The organism is Inquilinus sp. CA228 (assembly GCF_052078665.1).
GTDB lineage: Bacteria > Pseudomonadota > Alphaproteobacteria > DSM-16000 > Inquilinaceae > Inquilinus.
Genome location: NZ_JBQJIK010000104.1, coordinates 1 through 23,992 on the forward strand (window position 1 = coordinate 1; position 23,992 = coordinate 23,992).

A 23,992-nucleotide genomic window follows, 5' to 3' on the forward strand; every position below is an offset into this window, starting at 1 on the left:
GTGCCGGAATCGTCGCCGCGGCCAGGGCATCGGCCGCGGCCATCGCGTCCGCCGTCGCCGACGGCCGGGCGGCCGATGTCGCGGCCGAGGCGCATCGCCTGAAGGGCTCGGCCCGTGTCGTCGGCGCCGGCGCGCTCGGCGACGCCGCCGAGGCGCTGGAGCACGGCGCCAAGTCGCAGGCCGCGGATCTGGCTGGCCGGGCCGAGCGCATCGCGGCCGAACTGCGGCGCGTCGAGGCGGAGATCGCGGGGCGCGGCTGAGCGATACCGACGATACACATCTCCCGGCGCCGCGACATCCTGGCGATACGAACGGTGCCTATCCTCCCCCTCCACAGGCCGCCGGATCGGACGGCCCAATCCTGAAGGGGGATTCCATGGCTGTCTTCACTGGCGACGACATCGACAACATCATCAACGGCACGGCGCTCGACGATACGATCTCCGGCCTCGGCGGCAACGACCAGCTCTCCGGCGATGCCGGGGCCGACACTCTGAACGGCGGCGACGGCAGCGATTTCATGAACGGTGGCAACGGCGCCGACATTTTGAACGGGGGCGCCGGCGCCAACGACGTGGTCAGTTACATCTTCAGCTCGGCCGCCGTGATCGTGACGATCGGCCAGATCGGGCATGGCGGCGAGGCCGAGGGCGATGTCGTCGGCGCAGATGTCGAGTCGATCGATGGCAGCAACTTCTACAACGACATCCTGACCGGCTCGGCCGACAGCAACGGGCTGAACGGATTCGGCGGCGACGACATCCTGATCGGGCTCGGCGGCGCCGACTTCCTGCGCGGTCACCTCGGCAACGACACCCTGATCGGTGGCACCGGCAATGATTTGCTGGAAGGCAGCGACGGCGACGACTTCGTCCAGGGTGGCGCCGGAGCCGACACCCTCAGCGGCGGCGACGGCACCGACACCCTGAGCTACACCGACAGCGCAGCCGGCGTGACGGTCCACCTGTACACAATCGCACTCTATGGCAGCGGCACCATCGATGGCGAGGGCGACCTGGTCTATGCCGGATTCGAGAATGTCCACGGATCGGCCGTCGGCGGCGACTGGCTGGTCGGGGACAGTTCCGCCAACCTGCTGGCCGGCCACGGCGGCAACGATACCCTCAGCGGATTCTTCGGGGCGGACGTGCTGCTCGGCGGCGACGGCCAGGACTTGCTGTATGGCGGCGCGCACGGGGACGTGCTGGACGGCGGCGCCGGCACGGACACGGTGAGCTACTCCGACGAGCTCACCGCGATCTGGATCGACCTCGTCCTGGGCCTGGCCCACGGCGGAGAAGCGCAGGGCGACACCTTGGTGGGCATCGAGAATCTCGAAGGCGGCTTCGGCAACGACGTCCTCACCGGCGACGGCGCGGCCAATCTCCTCGACGGACGGTCCGGCAACGACACGCTTTCCGGCAATGGCGGCAACGACATCCTCCGCGGCGGCGTCGGCGCGGACACGTTCGATGGCGGCGCGGGCGTCGACACCGCCTCCTACTTCAACAGCATTGCGGGCGTGACCGTCAACCTGACCACCGGGCTCGGCAGCGGCGACGAAGCACAGGGCGACACCTACTCGGGCATCGAGAACGTCAACGGCAGCCAGTACGGCGACACCCTGACCGGCAATGCGGGCGCCAATGCGCTGGCCGGGTTTGGCGGCAATGACATCCTCATCGGTGGCGCTGGCGCGGACGCGCTCGACGGCGGCACCGGCTTCGACCTCATCTCCTATTCCAACAGCAGCGCCGGTGTGACCGTCAACCTGACCACCGGGGCCGGGACCGGCGGCGACGCGCAGGGCGACGCCTATGCCGGCATCGAGAACGTCAACGGCTCGTCCGGCGCCGACGCCATCACCGGCAACGGCGTGGCGAACGCCCTGAACGGCGGCGCCGGCAAGGACACCATGACCGGCCTGGCCGGCGCCGACCGCTTCGTGTTCAGCTCCACCGCGCACAGCACGGTCGGGGCCAATGCCGACCGGATCACCGATTTCAGCCGGGCTCAGGGCGACAAGATCGACCTGTCGGCGATCGACGCCAGCACCACGGCGGCCGGCGACCAGGCCTTCAGCTTCATCGGCGCCGGTCTTTACACCGGCGTCGCCGGCCAGCTGCGGTACTCCGCGGTCGGCGACGTCACCACCATCGCCGGCGACCTCAACGGCGACAGCGTCTCCGACTTCCACATCGTCCTGACCCGCGCCATCGGGCTGGTCGCGACCGACTTCGTGCTGTGACCTCGGCCACGCGCCGGCACGCCATCATCACGCCAGGGGAACCATCATGGCCTATATTCCAGGCACTTCGGCCGGCGACTACCTGACCGGAACCGCCGCCGACGACACCATCGACGGGTTCGGCGGCAACGATACGCTGAACGGAGGCAACGGCAACGACACGCTGAACGGGGGTGACGGCGACGACACCCTCAACCCCGGCGCCGGGCTGTTCTTCATCGACGGCGGGGCCGGAGTCGACACGCTCAACGTCGATCGCAGCGGCACCGTCACCGGCGTCAGCTTCACCCTGAACGGCCCCGCCGGCAGCGACGGCAGCCGGGCGGCCGGCATCGAAGTGATGGTCTACTATGCGGGTTCCGGCGCGGACAGCATCACCGCCGGCGGCGGTGCCGACATCGTCTCCGGCGGCGGCGGCATCGACACCCTGGCCGGGGGCGACGGCAATGACAGCCTCCGGGGCGACGCCGGCAACGACACCGTTGCCGGTGCGGCGGGCGATGACGACCTGAGCGGCGGCGACGGCAACGACATCCTCCGCGGGGGTGCCGGCGTCGACTATCTCTACGGCGATGCCGGCAACGACCAGCTCGAAACCGGCGGCGGCGCGGACTACGCCTTCGGCGGCGACGGCGACGACACCCTCATCGGCGCCGCCGACGGCGAGGATCTCTATGGCGGCATCGGCAACGACATCCTCCGCGGCGGTGCCGGCGCGGATACGCTGGACGGCGGAGCGGGCATCGACCTCGTCTCCTATTACGACAGCAGCACCGGTGTGACCGCCAACCTCAGCACCGGGGCCGGGACGGGCGGCGACGCACAGGGCGACACGCTGACCGGTATCGAGAACCTCTCGGGCAGCCAGGGCAATGACAGCCTGGTCGGGACCAGCGGCGCCAACGTCCTTCAGGGCTGGAACGGCAACGACGTGCTTACCGGAGCCGGCGGCAAGGATACGCTCACCGGCGGCGCTGGGGCCGACCGCTTCGTCTATGGCAGCATCGCCGAGAGCGCGGTCGGGGCGAATGCCGACCGGATCACCGATTTCAGCCATGCCCAGGGCGATCGGATCGACCTGGCGGCGATCGACGCCAGCACCGCGGCGGCCGGCGATCAGGCCTTCAGCTTCATCGGCAGCGGCCTCTACACCGGCGTCGCGGGACAGCTGCGCACTGCGATGGGCGACGGCGTCACCACCATCGCCGGCGACCTCAACGGCGACAAGGTCTCGGACTTCCATATCGTCCTGACCGGCAGCATCGCGCTGGTCGCAGCCGACTTCGTGCTCTGACCAGCCCGTGCCGGCACCTCGCGGCGATACGAACGATACAATTCTCCCGGCGCCGCGACATCCTGCCGATACAGCCGGCGGCTACGCTTCCCCGCAGGCCGCCGGGATCGTCGTCCGGCGGCCCAAGCCTTTCTGCGAGTCCGGCGAGGAAGGAGAGCTGGGTATGATCTCGGTCCTGATCCTGGCGGCGATTCTGATCGCCTGGCTGCTGTGGCACGGCGGCCTGTCATTCTCGGCGGTCGTCGCCGGGACCACCCTTTCGGGCTCGATCCTGCTCGGGTTCCTGGGGTGATCGCGCCCCCGGCCCGGCGGGCGTCCCGCCGCGGACCGGGCGATGCGACTCCGGGGAACGTCCCGCTGCAGCTGCATCGGCCGGCACCAGCCATCGCGATACCGACGATACACATCTCCCGCCGCCGCGACATCCTGCCGATACGATCGGCGAATATCGTCCCCCCAGGCCGCCGGATCGGACGGCCCGATCCTGAAGGGGGACTTCCATGGCTGTCTTCACTGGCGACGACACCGACAATTTCATCAACGGCTCGACCTTCGACGACTCGATCTCCGGCCTCGGCGGCAACGACCAGCTCTTCGGCAATGCCGGGATCGATTTCATCTTCGGCGGATCGGGCAACGACACCGCTGATGGCGGCGCGGACGGCGACTTCGTCGACGGCGGCGAGGGCGATGACGTCCTCAACGGCGACGCCGGCAGCGATACGCTCAAGGGCAATATAGGCGCCGACACGCTGAACGGCGGTGACGGCCTCGACATCCTGGAGGGCGGCGAGGGCGCCGACACGCTGAATGGCGGCGATGGCGTCGACACCGTCACCTATGCCTTCAGCGGGACCAACGTGATCGTGACGATCGGCGGGGTCGGGGTCGGCGGCGAGGCCCAGGGCGACGTCGTCGGCACCGATGTCGAGAACATCGAGGGCAGCAACGGCTACAACGACATCCTGACCGGCTCGGCCGGCGTCAACGGGCTGTCCGGATCGGGCGGCGACGACGTCCTGATCGGGCTTGCCGGCGCCGATTTCTTGAACGGCGGCATCGGCAATGACACGGTGGTGGGTGGCGCCGACAACGACCTCATGACGGGTGAGACCGGCGACGACGTGATGCGCGGCGACGACGGGGCTGACAGCCTGTTCGGCGGCGACGGCGACGACCTCCTCCAGGGCGGCGCCGGTGCCGACACCCTGAGCGGCGGCGCCGGCATCGACACCTTGAGCTTTGTCGACAGCGCCGTCGGCGTGACCGCCGACCTGACCTTGATCGCGCTGTTCGGCAGCGAGACGATTGCCGGCGACCTGGTCTATGCCGATTTCGAGAACATCCACGGTTCCGCTGTCGGCGGCGACACCCTGACCGGGGACGGCTTCGCCAATTGGCTGGTCGGCAATGGCGGCAACGACGCCTTGAACGGAGCCGGCGGGACGGATGTGCTCCTCGGCGGCGACGGCCAGGACGTGCTGAGGGGCGGAACTGGCGCCGATCTGCTGGACGGCGGCGCCGGCATCGACACGGCGAACTATGCCTTCGGCTTCGGCGCCATCTGGGTCGATCTCTCCCTGGCCCTGGCTGCCGGCGGCGACGCGCAGGGCGACACCCTGCAGGCCATCGAGAATCTCGAGGGCGGCTACGGCAATGACGTCCTTGCCGGCGACAATCTGGCCAACACCCTCACCGGGGGTTCCGGCTTCGACGCGCTCTACGGCTATGGCGGCAACGACGTCCTCCGCGGCGGCCTCGACGGGGACACGCTCGATGGCGGCACCGGCATCGACACCGCCTCCTATTTCGACAGCGGCACCGGCGTGACGGCCAACCTGGCCACCGGGACCGGGACCGGCGGCGATGCCCAGGGCGACGTCTACTTCGGCGTCGAGAACGTCAATGGCAGCCAGTTCGCCGACAGCTTGACCGGCAATGCCGGCGCCAACGCGCTGGCCGGGTTTGGCGGCAACGACATCCTTCGTGCTGGCGCCGGCGCGGACGCGCTCGACGGCGGCACCGGCATCGACCTTGCTTCCTATTTCGACAGCGCCACCGGCGTGACTGTCAATCTGGGCACCGGCTCCGGGACCGGCGGCGACGCCCAGGGCGACACCTATGCCGGCATCGAGAACGTCAATGGCAGCCAGCTGGGCGACACGCTGACCGGCAATGCCGGCGCCAACGCGCTGGCCGGGTATGGCGGCAACGACACCCTCATCGGTGGCGCCGGTGCCGACGCGCTCGACGGCAGTGTCGGCACCGACACCGTGTCCTACGCCGGCAGCAGCGTGGGCGTGATGGTCAACCTGACCAGCGGGACCGGCACCGGCGGCGATGCACAGGGCGACACGTTCGCCGGCATCGAGAACGTCACCGGCTCGACCGGCGCGGACACCATCACCGGCAACGGCTCGTCGAACATCCTGGACGGCGGTGCCGGCAAGGACACGATGACCGGCCTGGCCGGCGCCGACCGCTTCGTGTTCAGCTCCGCGACGCACAGCGTGGTCGGGGCCAATGCCGACCGGGTCACCGATTTCAGCCACGCCCAGGGCGATCGGATCGACCTGACGGCGATCGATGCGAACTCCGGCGTCGCCGGGGACCAGGCCTTCAGCTTCATCGGCTCCGGCCTGTACACCGGCGTCGCCGGCCAGCTCCGGTACTCCGTGGCCGGCGGCACCACCACCATCGCTGGCGACCTCAACGGCGACGGCACCTCCGACTTCCACATCGTCCTCACCAGCGCCATCGGGCTGGTCGCGGCCGACTTCGTGCTCTAGGGAATCGCCGGCACTTGCAAGACGGAGCGCGGGCGGCCGACCAGGCCGCCCGGCCGGACCGTCACCTCGCCCAGGGCATGCTGGGAGCGGAGCTGGCCCAGCGCTTCGACATCGGGCTAGGCGCCCCGCTCGGCCTGTCGCTGCGGGCGGCGTGGAAGCCACGACGTCGGCGTCACCCTCGCGGCGGAAGCCGTGAACCTGTTCCTGCGCTACGACGGCAGCTTCGCCGACGGCTATCGCAGCCAGGCCGCCACCGGTGGGCTGCGCGTCAGCTTCTGAACCGGCTCGCCCGGGTCAGGGCTGCCGGCGGAGCGGCCGGAATGCGGCCCTGACCTCGGCGGAGAACAGCTCCGGCTGCTCCCAGGCGGCGAAGTGTCCGCCTTTGTCGACCTCGTGGAAATACGCCAGGTTGGGGTAGGCGCGGCGGGCCCAGCTCTCCGGGGCCAGATAGGTTTCCCCCGGGAACACGGTGATCGCCACCGGCAGCGCGATCTCGCTGGTCTTCTCCGCGGCGGCGGACACGACGCTGCGGCCGCCGACCTCCCAGTACAGCCGCGCCGCCGAGGTCGCGGTGTTGGTCAGCCAGTAGAGGGTGATGTCGTCCAGCACCTCGTCCGGCGACTTCTCCGGATCGCTGCCGTCCCAGGTCCAGGACGAGAAGCCGGGATGGCCGAGCAGGAACGCCGCCAGGCCGGCCGGGGAATCCGCCAGGCCGTAGCCGATGGTCTGCGGCCGGGCGCCCATGATCGTGGCGTAGGACCGGTTGCCCCGCTTCGCGGCGGTGCTGAGCGCGTCGAACGCCGCGCGCTCCTTGTCGGTCAGGCCGGCGGGCGCGGGCCCGCCCTCGGCCAGCACCTTGAGGATCTCGGGCGGCACCGCCGCCGGCAGGTTGATGTGGATGCCCAGCAGCCCCGCCGGCGCCAGCCGCGCCAAGGCGCTGGAGATCGGGGAGCCCCAGTCGCCGCCCTGGGCGACATAGCGGGTGTAGCCCAGGCGCTGCATCAGCACCGCCCAGGTCCGGGCGATGCGGTCGGGGCCCCAGCCGGTGTCGGCCGGCCGGCCGGAGAAGCCGTAGCCGGGCATCGACGGGATCACCAGGTCGAAGGCGTCCTCGGCCGTCCCACCATGGGCGGTCGGATCGGTCAGCGGGCCGATGATCCTGAGCTGCTCGAACACCGATCCCGGCCAGCCATGGGTGACGATCGCCGGCAGGGCGCCGGGATGCTTCGAGCGGACATGGATGAAGTGGATGTCGAGGCCGTCGATCGTGGTGATGAACTGCGGCAGGGCGTTCAGCGTCGCCTCCGCCCGCCGCCAGTCGTAGCCGGCGCCCCAATGCTCGACCAGCGGCCGGAGCTTCGCCAGCGGGATGCCCTGCGACGGGTCCGTCTCCTGGTCGGGCCAGCGCGTCGCGGCGATGCGCCGGCGCAGGTCGGCGAGGTCGGCCTCGGGGATATCGACGCGGAACGGGCGGACGGCGTCGCCGGTGGCAGCGGCAGCCGGGCCGGCTGGGAGCAGGCCGGCGGCCCCCGCGACGGCGATGCCCATTGCGACGGTGCCGAGGAATCGGCGGCGGTCGTGATCGATCGCTTCGCCGGTTGCCATGCGCATCGACGATCTCCTTTCATGGATGGGACGACGATTGGCCTGAGCGACAAATGCGCCGCGGCCGGTTAATCGCCCAGTTAGCTGCTGTGAGGCGTTGTTGGCTCTTGCCAGCAGGATGCGCGCCACGAGACCTTTCAGGCCGAGGGACCAGGAATGCACACCACCACCGGCGGCGACCATCAGGACATCCGCGACGCAATGCGGGCGCTCTGCGCGGAGTTCCCGCCCGAATACCACCGCAAGGTCGACCAGGCGCGGGGCTATCCCGAGGCCTTCGTCGATGCGCTGACCAGGACCGGCTGGCTGGCGGCGCTGATCCCGGAAGAGTATGGCGGCTCGGGCCTCGGCCTGACCGAAGCCTCGATCATCATGGAGGAGATCAACCGCGCGGGCGGCAACTCCGGCGCCTGCCACGGCCAGATGTACAATATGGGCACGCTGGTCCGGCATGGATCGGAGGCGCAGAAGCGGCACTACCTGCCGAGGATCGCGAGCGGCGAGCTGCGGCTGCAGTCGATGGGCGTGACCGAGCCCACCGCCGGCACCGACACCACCAGGATCAAGACCATGGCGGTGCGGCAGGGCGACCGCTATGTCGTCAACGGCCAGAAGGTGTGGATCTCGCGCATCCAGCATTCGGACCTGATGATCCTCCTGGCCCGCACCACGCCGCCGGACCAGGTGCAGAAGAAGTCCGAGGGGCTGTCGATCTTCCTCGTCGACCTGCGCGAGGCGGTCGGCAAGGGCATGACCGTCCGGCCGATCCTCAACATGGTCAACCATGAGACCAATGAGCTGTTCTTCGACAACCTGGAGATCCCGGCGGAGAACCTGATCGGCGAGGAGGGCCAGGGCTTCAGATACATCCTCACCGGCCTGAACGCCGAGCGCACCCTGATCGCCGCCGAATGCATCGGCGACGGTCACTGGTTCATCGACAAGGTCACGGCCTATGCCAAGGAGCGCGTGGTGTTCGGCCGGCCGATCGGCCAGAACCAGGGGGTGCAGTTCCCGATCGCCGAGAGCTTCATCGAGGTCGAGGCGGCCAACCTGATGCGCTTCGAGGCCTGCCGCCTCTACGACGCCCAGCAGCCCTGCGGCGCCCAGGCCAACATGGCGAAGTATCTGGCGGCCAAGGCGTCCTGGGAGGCGGCGAATGCCTGCATCCAGTTCCATGGCGGCTTCGGCTTCGCCTGCGAATACGATGTCGAGCGCAAGTTCCGCGAGACCCGGCTGTACCAGGTGGCGCCGATCTCGACCAACCTGATCCTGAGCTATGTCGCCGAGCATGTGCTGGGCCTGCCGAGGTCGTTCTGATGAAGGAGCCGAGCGCATGACGACCCTCGACATCGACCACCTGCGCTCCTGGATCGGCCGCGAGGAGGTAGCGGAGGACATCGTCACCGCCGATCTCGTCCGCAAGTTCAAGGCGACACTGGATCTCCCTGGCGGTCCGCCGCAGGCCGGGGAGGTCGCGCCCCGCCTCATCCATTTCAGCCTGGCCCAGCCGGCCGTGCCGACCGCGGCGCTGGGCCCGGACGGTCACCCGCAGCGCGGCGGCTTCCTGCCGCCGGTGCCGCTGCCGCGCCGGATGTGGGCCGGCGGCAGCGTGACCTTCCACGGCGACCTGCGGGTCGGGGACAGCGTGCGCCGCGTCTCCCGCATCGCCGATGTCGTGGCCAAGGAAGGCCGCACCGGGCTGCTGTGCTTCGTCACGGTCGACCACAGCATCGAGGTGGATGGGCTTTCCTTGCTGCAGGAACGGCAGGACATCGTCTATCGCGGGCTCGACGGCGGCGCGGCGAAGGCGGCCCCGGCCGAGCCCGGCCGCCACCGGCGCCGGGTCGACGCGTCCCCGCCCCTGTTGCTCCGCTACTCCGCCCTGACCTTCAACGGCCACCGCATCCATTACGACCGCCGCTACGTCACCGAGGTCGAGGGTTATCCCGGGCTCGTGGTTCACGGACCGCTGCAGGCGACACTGCTGCTGCACTTCGCGGCGGAGCTCCGGGGCACGCCGCCGGCGCGGTTCGACTTCCGCAGCCTGTCGCCGCTGTTCGACGACGACCCTGTCTTCCTTCATGCCAAGGAGAGCGGCGACGGGCTGACGCTGTGGACCGCCCGGGAGAACGGGCCGGTGGCGACGACGGCGGAGGCCGGCTGGACCTGACGGCGCCTGTCGACGTCGTCGCGCCGATCTTCGTCCCCGCGCCCGCCCCCGGCCGGGCCCTTTCCCAGACCAAGGTATAGGTCACCCCAACCAATGCCCAGCAACGCAGACGCCAATGGGCAATAGGGCGGCACGCGGCTTCGGCCTTAGCCTCTATGGGAACTGGAGCGGAGGCACATCATGCGGCACGCACAAGGAACCGGCACCCACCGTCCGACGCCCGCGAGCGGAACGAGGGTGACGGCCGCCATCTGCGGCTTCGCCATCCTGTCCCTGGTCACGGTGCTGGGTGTCTCGATCGCCTCCGACGCCGCGGACGGGACGGGCGACGAAACCCCCGTCCATCTTCTCACCCGTCCGATGGCCACCGGGACGGAGCCGACCGCCATCGCGACGGCGGACCCCTTCGGCGCACCCAGCTGCATCGCGATGGCGGCCTCCCGGTCCGCCCAAGCCCGCTGAGATCGGCTGGCCGTTCGGAGGGCTTGGGCAGTATGCCGGCAGCGCCCTTTAGCCGTGCTGATCGGCCGGGGCCGGCGATGACGCCGCAAGCTCCTGCAGCCAGGCGCTCGCGGTCGCGACGTCGGCCTGCGACAGGCCGTGGCCCGAGGGCAGGACGCGGTGCCGGACAGCGGCGCCGGCATCCCTGAGCAGTCCGGCGAGGCGCGCCGCGTTGTCGGCCGGCACGATCGGGTCCAGCTGGCCCGACAGCAGCAGCACCGGCTTGCCGCGCAGTTCCACGGGCGGAGGATCGCCGAGCGGCACCATCGCCCGCAACAGGATGGCGCCGGCCAGCGCCTCCGGCCGCAGCTGCAGCATGGCGGCGGCGATGTTCGCTCCGTTGGAGAAGCCCAGCGCCACCGGGGCCGGCAGGCCATAGGCCGCACGGGCTTCGGCGACGAAATCCGCCAGCTCATGCGCCCGGGCCCGGACATCCTCCTCGTCGAACACGCCCTCCCGCAGCCGGCGGAAGAAGCGCGGCATCCCGCCTTCCAGCACCTTGCCGCGGGGCGACAGCAGCGCCGAGCCCGGGGCGACCGCGCGCCCCAGCGGCAGCAGGTCGGCCTCGTCGCCGCCCGTGCCGTGCAGCAGCAGGAGCGGCGGCGCGCCCGGCTCCGCGCCGGGCTCGAACCGATGGATGAAGGCTTGGGTCATCGCGCAAGCTCCGATCTCTGGCATGAACCGGGTCCGGACGCCGCGGGGGCGTCCGGCAAAGGCTGATCTCCAGATGTCAGGCGACGTCCGGCAGGACCCGCTCGATCTCGGTGCGATGCGGCTCCAGGAAGCGCGGCAGCTTCAGCGCCTGGCCGAGCGTGGCCGCCGGCTCGTCGACCGCGAAGCCCGGGATGTCGGTCGCGATCTCGAACAGCACGTGCCCCGGCTCGCGGAAATAGACCGAGCGGAAATAGGCGCGATCCTTCTGCTCGGTGGTGAGCAGCCGGTGGTTCTCGGCCAGCCGCTTCACCATCTCGGCCTGGGCCGCGTCGTCGGCGGCGCGGAAGGCGATGTGGTGCACCGAGCCGGCGCCGGGACGGCTGGGCAGGGCGCCGCCGGCCGCCTGCAGATCGACGATGCCGCCGATCGCGGTGTCGCCGGCCCGGTAGCGGACCACGGCCCCGTCCCGCCCGATCTCGGTGAAGCCGAGCACGTCGTCGAGCACCGCGCCGGTCGCGGCCGTGTCCTCGAGCAGCAGGCTGACGCTGTGGAAGCCGCGGATCGCGTGCTCCGCGGGAACGTCGCCGCCGGCCCAGCCGGGCTCGTTGCCGATCCCGGGGACCGCGACGAGGGCCAGGCGCATGCCGTCCGGGTCCTTGAAGGCCAGCACGGTCTCGCCGAAGCGCTGCGCGACGGCCTGGTGCGGCACGCCCTTCTCGACGAAGCGCCGCACCCAATAGCCGATCGCCCCCTCCGGCACGCGGAACACCGTCTCCTGCGTCTCGCCGCTGCCGAGGCGCCCCGGCGCGACATGGGCCCAGGGGAAGAAGGTCAGGATCGTGCCGGGCTGGCCGGCCTTGTCGCCATAGTAGAGGTGATAGGTGCCGGGATCGTCGAAATTGACCGTCTTCTTCACCAGGCGGAGCCCGAGCACCCGCGTGTAGAAGTCGAGGTTCCGCTGGGCCGGCCCCGCGATCGCCGTGACGTGGTGAATGCCGCTGCTGCGCATGATGTACCTCCAGATCGCGAGCCCATTGGCCCGCCCGTGGCCCTTCAGATAATACCGATCACGTCCCGGGCCGATGGCCAATTGCTTGCACTCATGCAAAGATACCGTTGCGCTCAGGCAATCTGCCTTGCGTCACGGAAAGGAACAGCTTGGCAGGATCGAGGATATGAGCGAGCTTTTCGGCACCGTCTCCTGGGATGATTTCCGCCTGATCAAGGCCATCGCGGATTCCCGTGGCCTGGCCGGAGCGGCCGCCCGGCTCGGCCTCAACCACTCCACGGTGTTCCGCCGCCTCGGGCAGGTCGAGCAGGCCCTCGGCACGGTGCTGTTCGAGCGGCATCGCACCGGCTACGCGCTGACCCCGGTCGGCGAGGAGATGGTGGAGCTGGCGGCCCGCCTTGACGGCGACATCACCGGCTTCACCCGCAAGGTCGCCGGCCGGACGATCTCGCCCGCCGGCGAACTGCGCGTCACCACCAATGATTCCCTGCTGATCCATTTGCTGACCCCGCTGTTCGCGCGATTCCAGCGCGAATGCCCCGATGTGCGGCTGGACGTCGTGCTCAGCAACGAGCCCCTGAACCTGTCCAAGCGCGACGCCGACGTCGCGATCCGGGCCACGGACAGCCCGCCCGAGACGCTGGTGGGGCGGCGGGTCGCCCGGATCGCCTGGGCGCTCTACGGCCGGGCAGCCGACTTCCCCCGGCCCGAGCGCCCTGCCCTGCGCGACCTGGCCGACCGGTCCTGGGTGTCGCTCGGCGACAATCTGGCGGCGCTCAAGGCGGTGCGCTTCGTCCGGCAGCACATCGCCCCGGAGCGGATCGTGTACCGGATCAACACCGTCCTCGGCCTGGCGGAGGCGGTCGAAAGCGGCATCGGCATCGGCCACCTGCCTTGCTTCATCGGCGATGTCCGCCCGACGCTGGTCCGGCTCGCGCCGCCCGACCCCGATTTCGCCGCGGATCTCTGGCTGCTGACGCATCCCGACCTGCGCCAGTCGGCCCGGGTGCGGGTGTTCCTCGACACTCTGGCGGGCGAGATCGGCAAGTCGCGGCCTCTGTTCGAAGGCGATCAGCCCGGTTCAGGCGGGGGTCATCGGTAGGTCTCCCTCAGGACAAGGCTGGTCGAGCGGGCGTCTGCGATCGCCCAGAGGGTCAGGAGCACGCCAAGCGCTGCCGGGAGCGTGACCGCCGGAAAGTCGCGGATCAGCACCGACGGCCCGCAGATGCCGACGGCGACCTCCCAGTAGTGGAACAGGGCATGGCCGCCCAGCCACAGGGTGGGGGCCGCCCAGGAGATCACGCGGTATCGCGGCTCCGCGGCGCCGACCAGATAGGCGGTGCCGACGAACAGGAAGATCAGGCCGATATCGCGGATGAAGTGCTGGTTGAACGGACCGGTGTCGGTCACGCCGGGGACCGCGAAGTACCAGGCGTCCGGCGACACCAGCATGAACACGCCGTTCGCCAGGGCCAGGAACCCCATCAGCACGGCCACGCCGATGCAGATCTGCTTCAGCATCGCTGAGTCCTTTCTTGCTGGAACGCCGCCGGCTACTTCTTCGGCGGCGGGGGGACGTTGGCGAGCCACCAATCGATGGTGGTGGAGCCGAGGCGGGCATCCGGGCCGGGCATCAGCGACCGGTCGTCCACCTTGATGCCGTAATACGACGCCTGCGGGTCCGTGATCACGCGGCGCGGATCGTTGTCGTAGGCGAGGACCTTGGCGATCATGTCGTCGAGATGGACCGGGACGGGCCCGCCGACCTCCCGCATCCCGTTCACCGGCGCGGCCAGCGCCGCCTCGGCGACCGCGGCCGCGACGTCCTGCGCCGCCATCGGCTGGAACAGCGTGTGCGGCAGGCGCACGGCGCCATCCACCATGGAGATATCCGCGATGGTGCGGATGAACTCGAAGAACTGGCAGGCGCGGACCAGGGTGTAGGGGATCGGCGACGCCTTGATCAGGCTCTCCTGCGCCAGCTTGGCGCGGAAATAGCCGCTGTCCAGCAGCCGCTCGGTGCCGACGACCGACAGCGCGACGTGATGGCGGATTCCGGCCTTCACCTCCGCCGCGGTGATGTTCCGGCCGGCGGTCTGGAAGAACTCCATGGCCGGGCCCTCCTCGAAGGACGGCGAGTTGGCGAGGTCGACGACGACGTCAGCGCCGGTCAAAGCCTCGTCCAGCCCCTTGCCGGTGGTGGTGTCGACGCCCGTGCTCGGCGCGGCAGCGAGGGCTTGGTGGCCCTTCTGCGTCAGCCTGGCGACGACCTTCGAACCGATCAGGCCGGTTCCGCCTATGACGACGATCTTCATGGTTCACCTCTCGCGAAAGGGGCACCGGGCGCCGGCTCTGCGTCGTGGCCGGCGCCTGGAAACGAGGGGAAGGATCGTGGATCTCAGGGCTCCGCCACCATTGTGCCGGCCGCTAGTCCGGCACACCGAAGGATTGGGCATCCTCGACCTTGGTACAGGTCGGCCCGTCGGGGTCAGCGCGGCTCGGCCGGAAGCCACAGCCGGAAGGATGCGCCGCCTTCGGGGCGGTTCGAGGCGGCGATGCCGCCGCGATGCGCCGTCATGATCGACTGGCAGATGGCGAGGCCGAGCCCCATGCCCTCGTCCTTGGTGGTGAAGAAGCCCTCGAAGATGCGGTCGAGATCCTCCTCCGGGATGCCGGGTCCGTTGTCCCGGATCACGAAGACGACCGCCCCGCCGGGGCCGAGCCCGGTGCTCAACTCGACGCGGCCGTCCTTGGTGCCGGCGTGACCGATGGCCTGGGCGCTGTTGACCAGCAGGTTGACGATCACCTGCTGCAGCTGCACCCGGTCCCCGATCACGCGGGGCAGGCCGAGCCCGAGCTTCGTCGACAACCGGATCGAGCGGGATTCGATGTCATGGCGCAGGAACAGCAGCGCCTCGTCCACCACCTCGTTCAGCTCCAGGGGCAGGCATTCCGGCGCGTGTTTCGCCGTCATCGCCCGGATGCGGTGGACGATCTCGTTGGCATGGCGGGCGCTGGCCACGATCCGGGTCGTCAGCTGGACCACCTTCGCCAGGTTGGGCTCGTCGCGCGACAGCCAGCGCAGGCTGGTCTCCGCATTGGTGAAGATCGCGGCGAGCGGCTGGTTCACCTCATGCGCGATCGAGGTGGCGAGCTCGCCGAGAGTCGAGATGCGGGCGGCGCGCGTGAAGTCGGCCTGGAGCTGGCGCAGCTGCGCCTCGGTGCGGAGCCGGTCGGTGAGGTCGTTGAGGCCGACCACCGTCACATCCAGCTGCTCCGGCGGCGTCGGAAAGGTCACCGCGATCTGCACGTCCAGCAGCCTGCCGTCGAGCCTGCGCAGCTTCATCACCTCGGCATGGCTGCGGCGCCTGTCGAAATGCGCGATCATGACCCGCCGGGCCGTCTCCGGGGAGGCCTTGAACAGGCATTCCACCGGGCCGATGAGATCCGCCGGGCTCCTCGCGCCGAACAGCTGCGCCGCGGCCGGGTTCGCCTCCGTGATCCGCACGTTCTGCTCGGCGAAGGCGATCAGCTCCGGATGGGCATCGAGGTAGGATTCGATGTCGACGACGCCCTCCGCCCGCAGCCGCGCAAACACCCGGCCCATCACCCTCGCATCGACCCGGAGAAGAGGATTGGGCATGTGCTGGATCAGCTTGCGATAGCGTTCCTCGCTCGCCCGCAGCGACCAGTAGGACCGATGGTCGATCAAGGCGCCCTTCACCGCCACGAACACCGTGTCGGCGCCGGTCTCCCGCGAGCGCCACACCGTCAGTAAGGGGGCCTGCAGCAGCAGCGAGGTGATGTCGCGTGTCCGCATCGCATCAGGGGACCGGTCGGACACAACCTCGGCGATCAGCTCGGCGAGATCGTCATGGCTGTCCGGCGGCCAGAACTCCGCGACGGGCCGGCCGATCATGTCCTCGCGGCCCACAAACGTCCCCACCAGCTGCACGGCCCGGTCGTTGAGGTCCACGACGCGCGACCGCCCCAGCACCTCTGCCACCCAATTCGCCTGGCGCAGCTCGCCACCCGACGGGCCGCCGCCGATGAAAATCCGGGCGTCCGCCGTGTCGAGCTCCCAATAGGGCGACCCGTGATACAGCGCATCGATCTCCAGGACGATCCTGGAGTCAGGCTCGCCGGCCGAAGGAAGCGTCTCGGACATGTCAACCTCCGGGTGAATCTTCATCGTGGCCGAGGGCCGACCTCAGGTGACCGAGCAGTGCGCAGTCGTCCACCGGCTTGGCCAGATAGGCGCAGGCGCCGCCCTCCAGCGCCCGCGCCCGCCCCGCCGGATCGGGGGCGGAGGTGATCATGACCACCGGCATGGCCGAGCCGAGGGCCCGCAGCTGGCGCTGCAGATCGATCCCATCCATCCCCGGCATCCGGACGTCGGTGATCAGGCAGTCGAACCGTCCGGGCGCGAGGCCCGCGAGGAAGGCCGCCGCGCAATCGAAGGCCTCGGTCGAGAAGCCCATCACCTGAACCAGCTCGCACAGTGCGTCGCGCATGGCTTCGTCATCATCGACGATCGCGATAACGTGAACCTTGGACAAGCGATCGGCCTTCATCGACGCGGTTTGACGGCCATGTCACGCCATCCGCGGCCGGTTTATAACTATCCCGTGGTCTAGGTCGGCTCTCCGTCCTCGCGCAGCTCGGCAGGAAGGGCCTCCCATGCCCGGATCAGCTCGCCGACCGAGGCGGCGTGCATCTTCCGCATCACGTTGCTGCGGTGCAGCTTGACGGTGACCTCGCTGATGCCGAGGTCATAGGCGATCTGCTTGTTGAAGCGGCCCAGCGCCACGGCGCGCAGCACCTGGCGCTCGCGCCGGGTCAGGCTCTTGTGATGGTCGACATGCTGCCGGGAGACCCGGGCCCTGGCGCGCTGTGCGACATCGCGCTCGATCCCGGCGGTGACGGCGTCCAGCAGGGTCTGGTCGCGCACCGGCTTGGTCAGGAAGTCGATGGCGCCCGCCTTCATCGCCTGGACCGTCATCGGAATGTCGCCATGGCCGGTGAGGAAGACGATCGGCTTGTTCTTGCCGTTGGAGGCGAGCTGCTGCTGCAGATCGAGGCCGCTGGTCCCCGGCAGGCGCACGTCGAGCACCATGCATCCGGAGCGGTCCGGCAGCTTGCAGTCCAGCAGCTCGCGCGCCGAGGCGAAGCCGGCGGCATCGAGCCCCACCGAAAACATCAGCTCCTGGAGCGCGGAGCGGACAGCCTCGTCGTCATCGACGATCAGCACCAGGGGGCGCTCCGTTGCGGCGACCGTGTTCATGGGGCGAATCCGGTTCTATGAGACGGTTGAGGCAACGCCGGCCCTGCGGCCGCGGCCGTTGACCCGGCGGTCGATCCACTCCTGCAGCTCGTTCGCGAATTCGGGCGGCGCCTTGCGGTAGACGACCTGCGCGACATCGGCCAGGGATTGGGCGGCCAGCGCCTCCCGCATTGCCTTCTCCGCCCGCAGCATCACGGCGTGGACCGAGCAGGTGCCGGCCAGCGCCCAGCCGGGCGGGCTGTCCCCGAACACGGCGCAGCGGCCGCGGATCTCCTGGCAATCGAACAGCGGCTTGCGGCCCTCGATCGCGTCGACGACCGCAAGGACGCTGATGTCTTCCGGCTTGCCGGCGAGCACATAGCCGCCGCGCACGCCTTCGGTCGCCCGGACGATCCCGGCCTTCTCCAGCTTGGCGAAGATCTTGGCGAGAAAGGTCGGCGACAGGCCCTGAAGCTCGGCGAGGTCGCGGCAACTCAGCGGCGTCTCACCCTTGTCGATGAGCCAGAGCAGGCAATGCATGCCGTATTCGACGCTGACAGTCACATGGGCCATAACTCGGACTCTAACAGTCCGAGTAACGAGCCGCAACAGCAAACACGGACAGATTCAGTCTAAGTTTATGTCCGTCCGGTACCGGCACGAATGACACATGGCTCAGCCGGCCGATCTCTTCCGGAAAACGGTGTGGATGGCTCCCAGGAAGAAATGATGGCTGTGGCCACGCGCCAGCCCCTCGCCGGCATGCGCCTGGGCTTTCTCGACACGCGCGGACAGGCTGAGGGCGAGATCCTCCGCCAGGGCCGGGCGGTTCCCGATCAGCGGCCCGAAGGCGGCCTGATCGATCTCGTAGACGGTCACCCGGGTGAAGGCCTCCAGCGTGCAGGCCTCTCCCATCCCGGCCAGCAGCCCGGTCTCGCCGAAGAAGTCCCCGGGCGCGAGCCGGCCGGCTTCCCTGCCGTCGCGGTGCATGACGACGACGCCGGCGCGGACGATCATCAGGGAGGAAAGCGCCTCTCCCTCGCGGACGATCACATCGCCCTTGCGATACTCCCGCGTGACGGCCGTGTCGGCGAGCACCCGTTTTTCCTCCTGCGTCAGCGCGGCGAAGATCGGCATCGCCTCGATCAGCTCCACCGGCGAAACCTGCGGCGGACGCGCCGTCTCCTCCGTCGGCAGATCCTGGGGGGAAATCACGGCGTTCGGCGGCAGCGCCAGCAGCAGCCCGGCCGCCTTGCAATGGCGGTAGACGAGGTCGAGGACCTCGTTCTTGGCCTTGGTCCGCTGCGCCGGGCTGGCCACCCGGAAGCTCAGCTCGACCTCCAGCGCCGTCGCGTCCAGCCCCCGCAACGCAACGGTCGGCGGCGGCTCCTTCAGGGTGGATTCCGAGCTGAGGAGGGCCGATTGCATGACGTCGGCGATGATCGCCGGCATCCGCGTCGGGGCGACGCGTATGATCAGCGACACCGAATGCGTCTCGTCGGGGCGGCTGACATTGGTCAGGCCGAGCCCGGCCAGGAAGCTGTTCGGCAGCACGACGACGTTGTTCGAGCCGGTCAGGAGATGGGTCGAGCGCCAGGTGCTCTCGACCACCCGCCCCTCGGTGCCGTCGCTGAGCACGATCCAGTCGCCGATCGCGAACGGCCGGCCCAGCGTCATGGCGATGCCGGAAAAGACATCGCCCAGCGTGTTCTGCAGGGCGAGGCCCAGGATGATGGCGATGATGCCGGAGGTGGCGACCAGCGTGCCGATCGGAATGCCGAAGACGAAGGCCAGGATCGACAGCGCCACGCCGAGATAGACGGTGCCGACGATCAGATCCTGCAGCAGCCGCGCCTCGCGGGGATGCCGATCGAGGACGAGGTAGATCCGCACGAAGCCGATGATCGCCCATGCCAGATGCACCCACCACAGCAGCCGGGCGGAAACGACGAGCAGGGCGCCGTCCTCCGTGGTCCGACGCCCCTCGAGGATGAACGGGGAGATGCTGCTGTGCAGGAGGATCGCGGTCATCACCGCGAAGAACCCGATCTGCACCACGAGCCGGGTGGTCGACCGCCGCCTCGGAATCAGGTGCCAGACGAGAATCCCGGCGAGCCCGACCAGATCGAGATGCGCGAGCGGAGACGCCAGCAGCGCCGAGGCGGACATCTGATCCATCGCAGGTCCTGTTCCGGCCAGCGACGGGAGAGCGGGATGCCCGCGCCGGTCGACCGACGCCCACATCGTGAGCCTGGCGAACAAGCCTATCCTGCGGGTGCGGCCCGGAGCGATCCGCCCGAGGGAGAGGTCGGCCCATACCGCGGCATAGGTGGGCCGAGCCTCGGTGCTGTCGTCAGCGCTCGGCCAGCAGCTGCCGGACGACCGGCACCAGCGCTTGGCCGATCGCCCGCGTATTCGCGGCGTCGAGATGCACGCCGTCGACCGGCGACGCGACCGCCACGCCCGCGGCGTCGAAGAAGGCGCAGCCGCAATACTCCGCCGCCGCCCGGTAGCGCGGCGCCAGCTTCTGCGATTCGGCGATGCTGCGGCCGCCGGAGGGCTGCCAATCGCCGCCCACGGTCTGCCCGAACAGCGGCGGCGAGACGATCAGCACCTGCGGGGCGGCGGCGCCCCGGCCATAGGGATAGGTCCTGGCGATCTCGGCCAGCCGCTCGATTCCGGAGCCGGCGCCCAGGGCGGTGCCGCAGACATGCGGCTTCAGGTCGTTGGTGCCGAGCAGGATGACCACGAGGTCCAGGGGGTAGTGGCTGCCCAGCAGCGTCGGCAGGATGCGTGCGCCGTTGCGGTCGGCCGCCGCGCCATGGTCGTCGAACATGGTGGTGCGCCCGCCGAGGCCTTCGGCGATCACCCGGGCCGATCCCTCCAGCCCCGCCTCCAGCACGCTGGGCCAGCGATCCTCGAAGCGGTGGCGGCCGCCGGTCTCGACGTCGGCGCCGTAAGTCAGGCTGTCGCCGAAGGCGAGGATGGTCTTCACGTCGCTCACGCTCGTCGCTCCGCTCTCACGCCGCCCGCCCCAGCAGCGTCGGCCGCTCCAGCGGCCCGGCATTGGTGTTGACCCGGCGGTCCAGCCGGACGTCGCCGTCGCCGAAGGTCAGGGTCACCGTGTCACAGAACGCGGTCTCGACGAAGCGCCAGGTCATCTCCAGCCGGCGCTCGTCGCGCCAGACGCCGCGGGCGATCACCCGCAGCGACTCCGGCTGGTACTCGTGGTGCAGCAGATTGCCGGTCATGCTGGTGTCGCCCTCGACTGCGTGGCCGAGCCCGGAGTCGATCCGGTGCGTGCCACGATGGTCGGACAGGCTGAAGACGACGCGGTCTGCGGTGAAGTCCAGTGAGATGGCGTCGACCCCATCCTCGTTGGCGTCGAACACGAAGCGCCGGCCGTCGACCGCCGCCGCCACGGACGACTGCGCCGCGCCCTCGGCCTCGGGCAGCGCCAGGGCGGCCAGGCGCGCCTCCAGCTCCGGCTGCAGCCGGGCGGCGTCGGGGCCAGCGCCGGCCGGGGCCGGGAAGAGATGCGACCACAGTGCGGACATCAGGCGGCGGTCGCCGTTGCGCATCGCCGCGGTGACCACGATCACCGCGTCCTGCGCCGGCAGGATCACGCATTGCTGGCCATAGACGCCGGAGGCGCGGTAGCCGTCATGCGGCGTCATCCACCACTGGTAGCCATAGCCCTCGCGTTTGTCGGCAGGCGACCGCTGGGACGGGTCGCGCGGGCGGAAGCGCTTGCCGTCGAGATCGGCCATCCAGACCTCCTCGACCTGGTTGCGCGTCGCCTCCCGCACCCACTCGGCCGGCAGCACCTGCCGGCCGTCCCAGACCCCGCCCTGCAGGTGCAGCGCGCCGAACTTGACCACGTCCTCGGTGACGCAGCACAGGCCGTTGCCGCCGCTGCTGACGCCTTCTGGCGAGACGTCCCACAGGATCGGCCCCATGCCGAGCGGCCGGAACAGCCGCGGTTCCAGATAGTCGCGCACGGTCTGGCCGGTCACCTTGGTGACGATGGCCGACAGCATGTAGCTGGAGGCGCTGCTGTAGATGAAGGTGCGGCCCGGCGCCTCGTCCACCGGCTCGCGCAGGAACGCCTCGACCCAGCTGCCGCCCATGCGGCGCCATTCGCCGCCGGAGATGCCGGTGGTGTGGCCGCTGCGCATGGTCAGCAGGTCGCGCACCGTCATCGCCGCCAGGTTGTCGCTGACCTGCGCCGGCAGCTGGTCCGGGAAGAAGCCGACCACTTTGTCGTCCAGGGCGAAGCGGCCCTCGCCGATCGCCAGGCCGACGGCCGCGGCGGTCCAGCTCTTGGTCGCCGAATGCTGCATGTGCACGCGGTCTGGGCCGTAGGGTTCCCAAAAACCTTCCGCCACCACCGCGCCGCCGCGGAACATCATGAAGCTGTGCAGCTCGAGCCCGCCGGCCGCCACCTCGTCGAGGAAGGCCAGGATGCCGGCCGGGTCGACGCCCTTTTCGGCCGGGGTCGCGCGCGGAAGCCTGATGCTGGTGGTCACGTCTGCCGTCTCCTGATGGATCGGTGCCCTGCGGCGGCGCGTCGCTCCGGCCCCGCGATTCGACTTGAATAATGCATTTTGTCGCTCAAAATGCAAAACTTCACAATGCAACACAGACCCTTTTCCCGCGAGGCGGCATGAACATCCTGGTCCTTCCCGGCGACGGCATCGGCCCCGAGATCACCGCGGCGACGCTGGCGGTGCTGCAGGCCGCCGACCGTCGACTGTCGCTCGGCCTCGCCTTCTCCCGGCTCGACATCGGCCTGGCGTCGCTGGCGGCGCAGGGCACCACCCTGCCGGACGAGGTGCTGGCAGCGGTGCCGCGGGCCGACGGCGTGATCCTGGGCCCGGTGTCGCATTACGAGTACCCGAGCCGCGAGCAGGGCGGCATCAACCCGTCGGGCGAGCTGCGGGTCCGGTTCGACCTGACCGCCAACATCCGCCCCTGCCGCTCGCGCCCCGAGCTCAGCATCCTGCGCAAGCCGATGGACCTGGTGATCGTCCGCGAGAACACCGAGGGCTTCTACGCCGACCGCAACATGGTCGCCGGCTGCGGCGAGTTCATGCCCGACGCCGACATGGCGCTGGCGGTGCGCAAGATCACCGCCCGGGCCAGCGCCCGGGTCGCCCGCACCGCCTTCGAGATCGCCCGCGGCCGGCGGCGCAAGGTCACGGCCGTGCACAAGGCCAATGTGCTGAAGCTGACCGACGGGCTGTTCCTGCGCGAGGTCCGCCGCGTGGCCCAGGACTTCCCCGAGGTGGCGCTGGACGAGATGATCGTCGACGCCGCCGCCGCCCATCTGATCCGCAGCCCGGACCGGTTCGACGTGCTGGTCACCACCAACATGTTCGGCGACATCCTGTCCGACGAGGCGTCGGAGCTGTGCGGCAGCCTGGGCCTGGGCGGGTCGATCAACGCCGGCGACACGGTCTGCGTCGCCCAGGCGCAGCACGGCTCGGCCCCCGACATCCAGGGCCGCAACCTGGCCAACCCGACCTCGCTGATCCTGTCCGCCGCGATGCTGCTGGATTGGCGCGCCCGCCGCGACGGCAATGCCCGGCTGGCCGAGGCCGCCCGGCTGATCGAGGACGCCGTCGAGGCCGTGCTGGCCGACCCGGCGTCGCGCACCCGCGACCTGGGCGGCAGCCGCGGCACCACCGAATTCACCGCGGCCGTCGTCGCCGCGGTCGCCGGCTGAGGGAGATCAGCATGACCGACACGACGCGAGACGGTCCGCAAGCCGCGATCCTGCGCCCGGCGGAGATTGTTCCGCATGAGCGCGGCGGCGGCGCCCGGACCGTGCCGCTGGTGACCAGCGGCATCGGCTCCACCAGCCTGCTGAACGGCATCACCGAATTCGCCCCGGGCGGCGCCATCCCGCTGCACACGCACAATTGCGAGGAGAGCGTGATGGTGCTGGAGGGCGAGGCGCTGGTCGAGATCGCCGGCGTCCCCCACCGCATGGGCGTGCACGACACCACCTGGGTGCCGGCCGACGTGCCGCACCGCTTCGTCAATGCCGGCCCGGGGCGGCTGCGGATCTTCTGGACCTACGCCTCGGTCGACGCCACCCGCACCCTGGTCGCCACCGGCGACACCAGGCGGATCGACGCCGAGCGGCGCTGAGGTCGCGATCGTCCGGCCGATAGAAAACGGATCCTCATCCCGTGCGCGTCCGTGCGATCGCTTCGGCGTGATCCGATCACGCGTCATCCCGCTGTTAACACATTGTTCTCTTGTATTAATTTGCGATCTTGTTCATGCTATGTTCTATGGACAAGGCGCAGACCGATTCGAACTCGGAAGCCCCGGCCGCTCCGGCGGCAGAGGGGGATCTGCGCGTGCTGGCGGAGCTGGTCGAGATCCAGATGTCGATCGCCCGGGCGACGCAGCAGGAGGCGCTGCAGGCGCCGGCGTTGGGCGTCG

Annotated in this window: 23 protein-coding genes; 11 read left to right on the forward strand and 12 right to left on the reverse strand. The window is 69.8% G+C overall.

Annotated features, from left to right (window positions below; translation table 11 throughout):
- The 5 genes from ACTOWL_RS34170 to ACTOWL_RS34190 all read left to right on the forward strand — a co-directional run.
- The coding region (locus ACTOWL_RS34170; RefSeq protein WP_441325767.1) for an Hpt domain-containing protein at window positions 1-260 on the forward strand (260 nt) is incomplete at its 5' end.
- Window positions 261-376: 116 nt separating this feature from the next.
- Window positions 377-2,248: a calcium-binding protein gene (locus tag ACTOWL_RS34175; RefSeq protein WP_441325768.1), complete on the forward strand. Its 1,872-nt coding sequence runs from the start codon at window positions 377-379 to the stop codon at window positions 2,246-2,248.
- A 46-nt stretch (window positions 2,249-2,294) separates the two neighbouring features.
- Window positions 2,295-3,542 carry a calcium-binding protein gene (locus tag ACTOWL_RS34180; protein WP_441325769.1) on the forward strand — a complete coding sequence of 416 codons (1,248 nt, stop codon included), beginning with the start codon at window positions 2,295-2,297 and terminating at the stop codon, window positions 3,540-3,542.
- 163 nt (window positions 3,543-3,705) lie between these two features.
- Window positions 3,706-3,834 carry a hypothetical protein gene (locus tag ACTOWL_RS34185; RefSeq protein WP_441325770.1) on the forward strand — a complete coding sequence of 43 codons (129 nt, stop codon included), beginning with the start codon at window positions 3,706-3,708 and terminating at the stop codon, window positions 3,832-3,834.
- A gap of 208 nt (window positions 3,835-4,042) precedes the next feature.
- Complete coding sequence (locus ACTOWL_RS34190) at window positions 4,043-6,331, forward strand: beta strand repeat-containing protein (RefSeq protein WP_441325771.1); 2,289 nt, start codon at window positions 4,043-4,045, stop codon at window positions 6,329-6,331.
- A gap of 294 nt (window positions 6,332-6,625) precedes the next feature.
- Here ACTOWL_RS34190 and ACTOWL_RS34195 read toward each other — a convergent pair whose 3' ends face one another.
- Window positions 6,626-7,942: an epoxide hydrolase family protein gene (locus tag ACTOWL_RS34195; protein ID WP_441325772.1), complete on the reverse strand. Its 1,317-nt coding sequence runs from the start codon at window positions 7,940-7,942 to the stop codon at window positions 6,626-6,628.
- Between the two features lie 150 nt (window positions 7,943-8,092).
- Between ACTOWL_RS34195 and ACTOWL_RS34200 the strand changes: the two genes are divergently transcribed.
- The 3 genes from ACTOWL_RS34200 (at window position 8,093) to ACTOWL_RS34210 (ending at window position 10,571) form a co-directional block, all read left to right on the forward strand.
- A complete protein-coding gene (locus ACTOWL_RS34200; RefSeq protein WP_441325773.1) occupies window positions 8,093-9,256 on the forward strand; it encodes an acyl-CoA dehydrogenase family protein in 1,164 nt (387 codons plus the stop codon).
- A 16-nt stretch (window positions 9,257-9,272) separates the two neighbouring features.
- On the forward strand, window positions 9,273-10,109 hold the full coding sequence (locus ACTOWL_RS34205; protein ID WP_441325774.1) for an FAS1-like dehydratase domain-containing protein: 837 nt from the start codon (window positions 9,273-9,275) through the stop codon (window positions 10,107-10,109).
- 237 nt (window positions 10,110-10,346) lie between these two features.
- Window positions 10,347-10,571, forward strand: coding sequence for a hypothetical protein (locus ACTOWL_RS34210; RefSeq protein WP_441325775.1), 225 nt, complete (start codon window positions 10,347-10,349; stop codon window positions 10,569-10,571).
- Window positions 10,572-10,619: 48 nt separating this feature from the next.
- On the opposite strand, the gene ACTOWL_RS34215 is transcribed toward ACTOWL_RS34210, so the two are convergent.
- Both ACTOWL_RS34215 and ACTOWL_RS34220 read right to left on the reverse strand, forming a co-directional pair.
- On the reverse strand, window positions 10,620-11,264 hold the full coding sequence (locus tag ACTOWL_RS34215; protein WP_441325776.1) for an alpha/beta hydrolase: 645 nt from the start codon (window positions 11,262-11,264) through the stop codon (window positions 10,620-10,622).
- A gap of 76 nt (window positions 11,265-11,340) precedes the next feature.
- A complete protein-coding gene (locus ACTOWL_RS34220; RefSeq protein ID WP_441325777.1) occupies window positions 11,341-12,273 on the reverse strand; it encodes a ring-cleaving dioxygenase in 933 nt (310 codons plus the stop codon).
- Window positions 12,274-12,439: 166 nt separating this feature from the next.
- Here ACTOWL_RS34220 and ACTOWL_RS34225 point away from each other — a divergent pair, with 166 nt between their 5' ends.
- Window positions 12,440-13,375 (forward strand): LysR family transcriptional regulator, encoded by a 936-nt coding sequence (locus tag ACTOWL_RS34225; RefSeq protein ID WP_441325778.1) that lies wholly within the window; start codon window positions 12,440-12,442, stop codon window positions 13,373-13,375.
- On the opposite strand, the gene ACTOWL_RS34230 is transcribed toward ACTOWL_RS34225, so the two are convergent.
- From ACTOWL_RS34230 to ACTOWL_RS34270, 9 genes are all read right to left on the reverse strand, one after another.
- A complete protein-coding gene (locus ACTOWL_RS34230) occupies window positions 13,366-13,794 on the reverse strand; it encodes a hypothetical protein (protein ID WP_441325779.1) in 429 nt (142 codons plus the stop codon). The two genes, ACTOWL_RS34225 and ACTOWL_RS34230, sit on opposite strands and share 10 nt — an antisense overlap.
- 32 nt (window positions 13,795-13,826) lie before the next feature.
- Entirely contained in the window at window positions 13,827-14,588 is a 762-nt protein-coding gene (locus ACTOWL_RS34235; protein WP_441325780.1) for an SDR family oxidoreductase, read from the reverse strand.
- 173 nt (window positions 14,589-14,761) lie between these two features.
- On the reverse strand, window positions 14,762-16,441 hold the full coding sequence (locus ACTOWL_RS34240) for an ATP-binding protein (protein WP_441325781.1): 1,680 nt from the start codon (window positions 16,439-16,441) through the stop codon (window positions 14,762-14,764).
- A 1-nt stretch (window position 16,442) separates the two neighbouring features.
- Window positions 16,443-16,847, reverse strand: a complete 405-nt coding sequence (locus ACTOWL_RS34245) for a response regulator transcription factor (RefSeq protein WP_441325782.1) — start codon at window positions 16,845-16,847, stop codon at window positions 16,443-16,445.
- 59 nt (window positions 16,848-16,906) lie between these two features.
- Complete coding sequence (locus ACTOWL_RS34250; protein ID WP_441325783.1) at window positions 16,907-17,557, reverse strand: response regulator transcription factor; 651 nt, start codon at window positions 17,555-17,557, stop codon at window positions 16,907-16,909.
- A gap of 15 nt (window positions 17,558-17,572) precedes the next feature.
- A complete protein-coding gene (locus ACTOWL_RS34255) occupies window positions 17,573-18,109 on the reverse strand; it encodes an RrF2 family transcriptional regulator (protein ID WP_441325784.1) in 537 nt (178 codons plus the stop codon).
- Between the two features lie 102 nt (window positions 18,110-18,211).
- A complete protein-coding gene (locus tag ACTOWL_RS34260) occupies window positions 18,212-19,714 on the reverse strand; it encodes a mechanosensitive ion channel family protein (protein WP_441325785.1) in 1,503 nt (500 codons plus the stop codon).
- Between the two features lie 175 nt (window positions 19,715-19,889).
- Window positions 19,890-20,540: an SGNH/GDSL hydrolase family protein gene (locus ACTOWL_RS34265; protein ID WP_441325786.1), complete on the reverse strand. Its 651-nt coding sequence runs from the start codon at window positions 20,538-20,540 to the stop codon at window positions 19,890-19,892.
- Between the two features lie 16 nt (window positions 20,541-20,556).
- Entirely contained in the window at window positions 20,557-22,065 is a 1,509-nt protein-coding gene (locus ACTOWL_RS34270; protein WP_441325787.1) for a serine hydrolase domain-containing protein, read from the reverse strand.
- 137 nt (window positions 22,066-22,202) lie between these two features.
- Here ACTOWL_RS34270 and ACTOWL_RS34275 point away from each other — a divergent pair, with 137 nt between their 5' ends.
- Both ACTOWL_RS34275 and ACTOWL_RS34280 read left to right on the forward strand, forming a co-directional pair.
- On the forward strand, window positions 22,203-23,264 hold the full coding sequence (locus tag ACTOWL_RS34275) for an isocitrate/isopropylmalate dehydrogenase family protein (protein WP_441325788.1): 1,062 nt from the start codon (window positions 22,203-22,205) through the stop codon (window positions 23,262-23,264).
- An 11-nt stretch (window positions 23,265-23,275) separates the two neighbouring features.
- Complete coding sequence (locus ACTOWL_RS34280) at window positions 23,276-23,692, forward strand: cupin domain-containing protein (RefSeq protein ID WP_441325789.1); 417 nt, start codon at window positions 23,276-23,278, stop codon at window positions 23,690-23,692.
- Window positions 23,693-23,992 lie beyond the last annotated feature (300 nt).

Bases quoted from the DNA above. Each gene is read 5' to 3' on its own strand.
- ACTOWL_RS34180 (WP_441325769.1), top strand. From the start codon at position 2,295: ATGGCCTATATTCCAGGCACTTCGGCCGGCGACTACCTGACCGGAACC.
- ACTOWL_RS34235 (WP_441325780.1), bottom strand. From the start codon at position 14,588: ATGAAGATCGTCGTCATAGGCGGAACCGGCCTGATCGGTTCGAAGGTC.
- ACTOWL_RS34220 (WP_441325777.1), bottom strand. From the start codon at position 12,273: ATGCGCAGCAGCGGCATTCACCACGTCACGGCGATCGCGGGGCCGGCC.
- ACTOWL_RS34215 (WP_441325776.1), bottom strand. From the start codon at position 11,264: ATGACCCAAGCCTTCATCCATCGGTTCGAGCCCGGCGCGGAGCCGGGC.
- ACTOWL_RS34175 (WP_441325768.1), top strand. From the start codon at position 377: ATGGCTGTCTTCACTGGCGACGACATCGACAACATCATCAACGGCACG.
- ACTOWL_RS34190 (WP_441325771.1), top strand. From the start codon at position 4,043: ATGGCTGTCTTCACTGGCGACGACACCGACAATTTCATCAACGGCTCG.
- ACTOWL_RS34255 (WP_441325784.1), bottom strand. From the start codon at position 18,109: ATGGCCCATGTGACTGTCAGCGTCGAATACGGCATGCATTGCCTGCTC.
- ACTOWL_RS34240 (WP_441325781.1), bottom strand. From the start codon at position 16,441: ATGTCCGAGACGCTTCCTTCGGCCGGCGAGCCTGACTCCAGGATCGTC.
- ACTOWL_RS34260 (WP_441325785.1), bottom strand. From the start codon at position 19,714: ATGGATCAGATGTCCGCCTCGGCGCTGCTGGCGTCTCCGCTCGCGCAT.
- ACTOWL_RS34245 (WP_441325782.1), bottom strand. From the start codon at position 16,847: ATGAAGGCCGATCGCTTGTCCAAGGTTCACGTTATCGCGATCGTCGAT.
- ACTOWL_RS34200 (WP_441325773.1), top strand. From the start codon at position 8,093: ATGCACACCACCACCGGCGGCGACCATCAGGACATCCGCGACGCAATG.
- ACTOWL_RS34250 (WP_441325783.1), bottom strand. From the start codon at position 17,557: ATGAACACGGTCGCCGCAACGGAGCGCCCCCTGGTGCTGATCGTCGAT.
- ACTOWL_RS34280 (WP_441325789.1), top strand. From the start codon at position 23,276: ATGACCGACACGACGCGAGACGGTCCGCAAGCCGCGATCCTGCGCCCG.
- ACTOWL_RS34185 (WP_441325770.1), top strand. From the start codon at position 3,706: ATGATCTCGGTCCTGATCCTGGCGGCGATTCTGATCGCCTGGCTGCTG.
- ACTOWL_RS34275 (WP_441325788.1), top strand. From the start codon at position 22,203: ATGAACATCCTGGTCCTTCCCGGCGACGGCATCGGCCCCGAGATCACC.
- ACTOWL_RS34205 (WP_441325774.1), top strand. From the start codon at position 9,273: ATGACGACCCTCGACATCGACCACCTGCGCTCCTGGATCGGCCGCGAG.
- ACTOWL_RS34225 (WP_441325778.1), top strand. From the start codon at position 12,440: ATGAGCGAGCTTTTCGGCACCGTCTCCTGGGATGATTTCCGCCTGATC.
- ACTOWL_RS34230 (WP_441325779.1), bottom strand. From the start codon at position 13,794: ATGCTGAAGCAGATCTGCATCGGCGTGGCCGTGCTGATGGGGTTCCTG.
- ACTOWL_RS34195 (WP_441325772.1), bottom strand. From the start codon at position 7,942: ATGCGCATGGCAACCGGCGAAGCGATCGATCACGACCGCCGCCGATTC.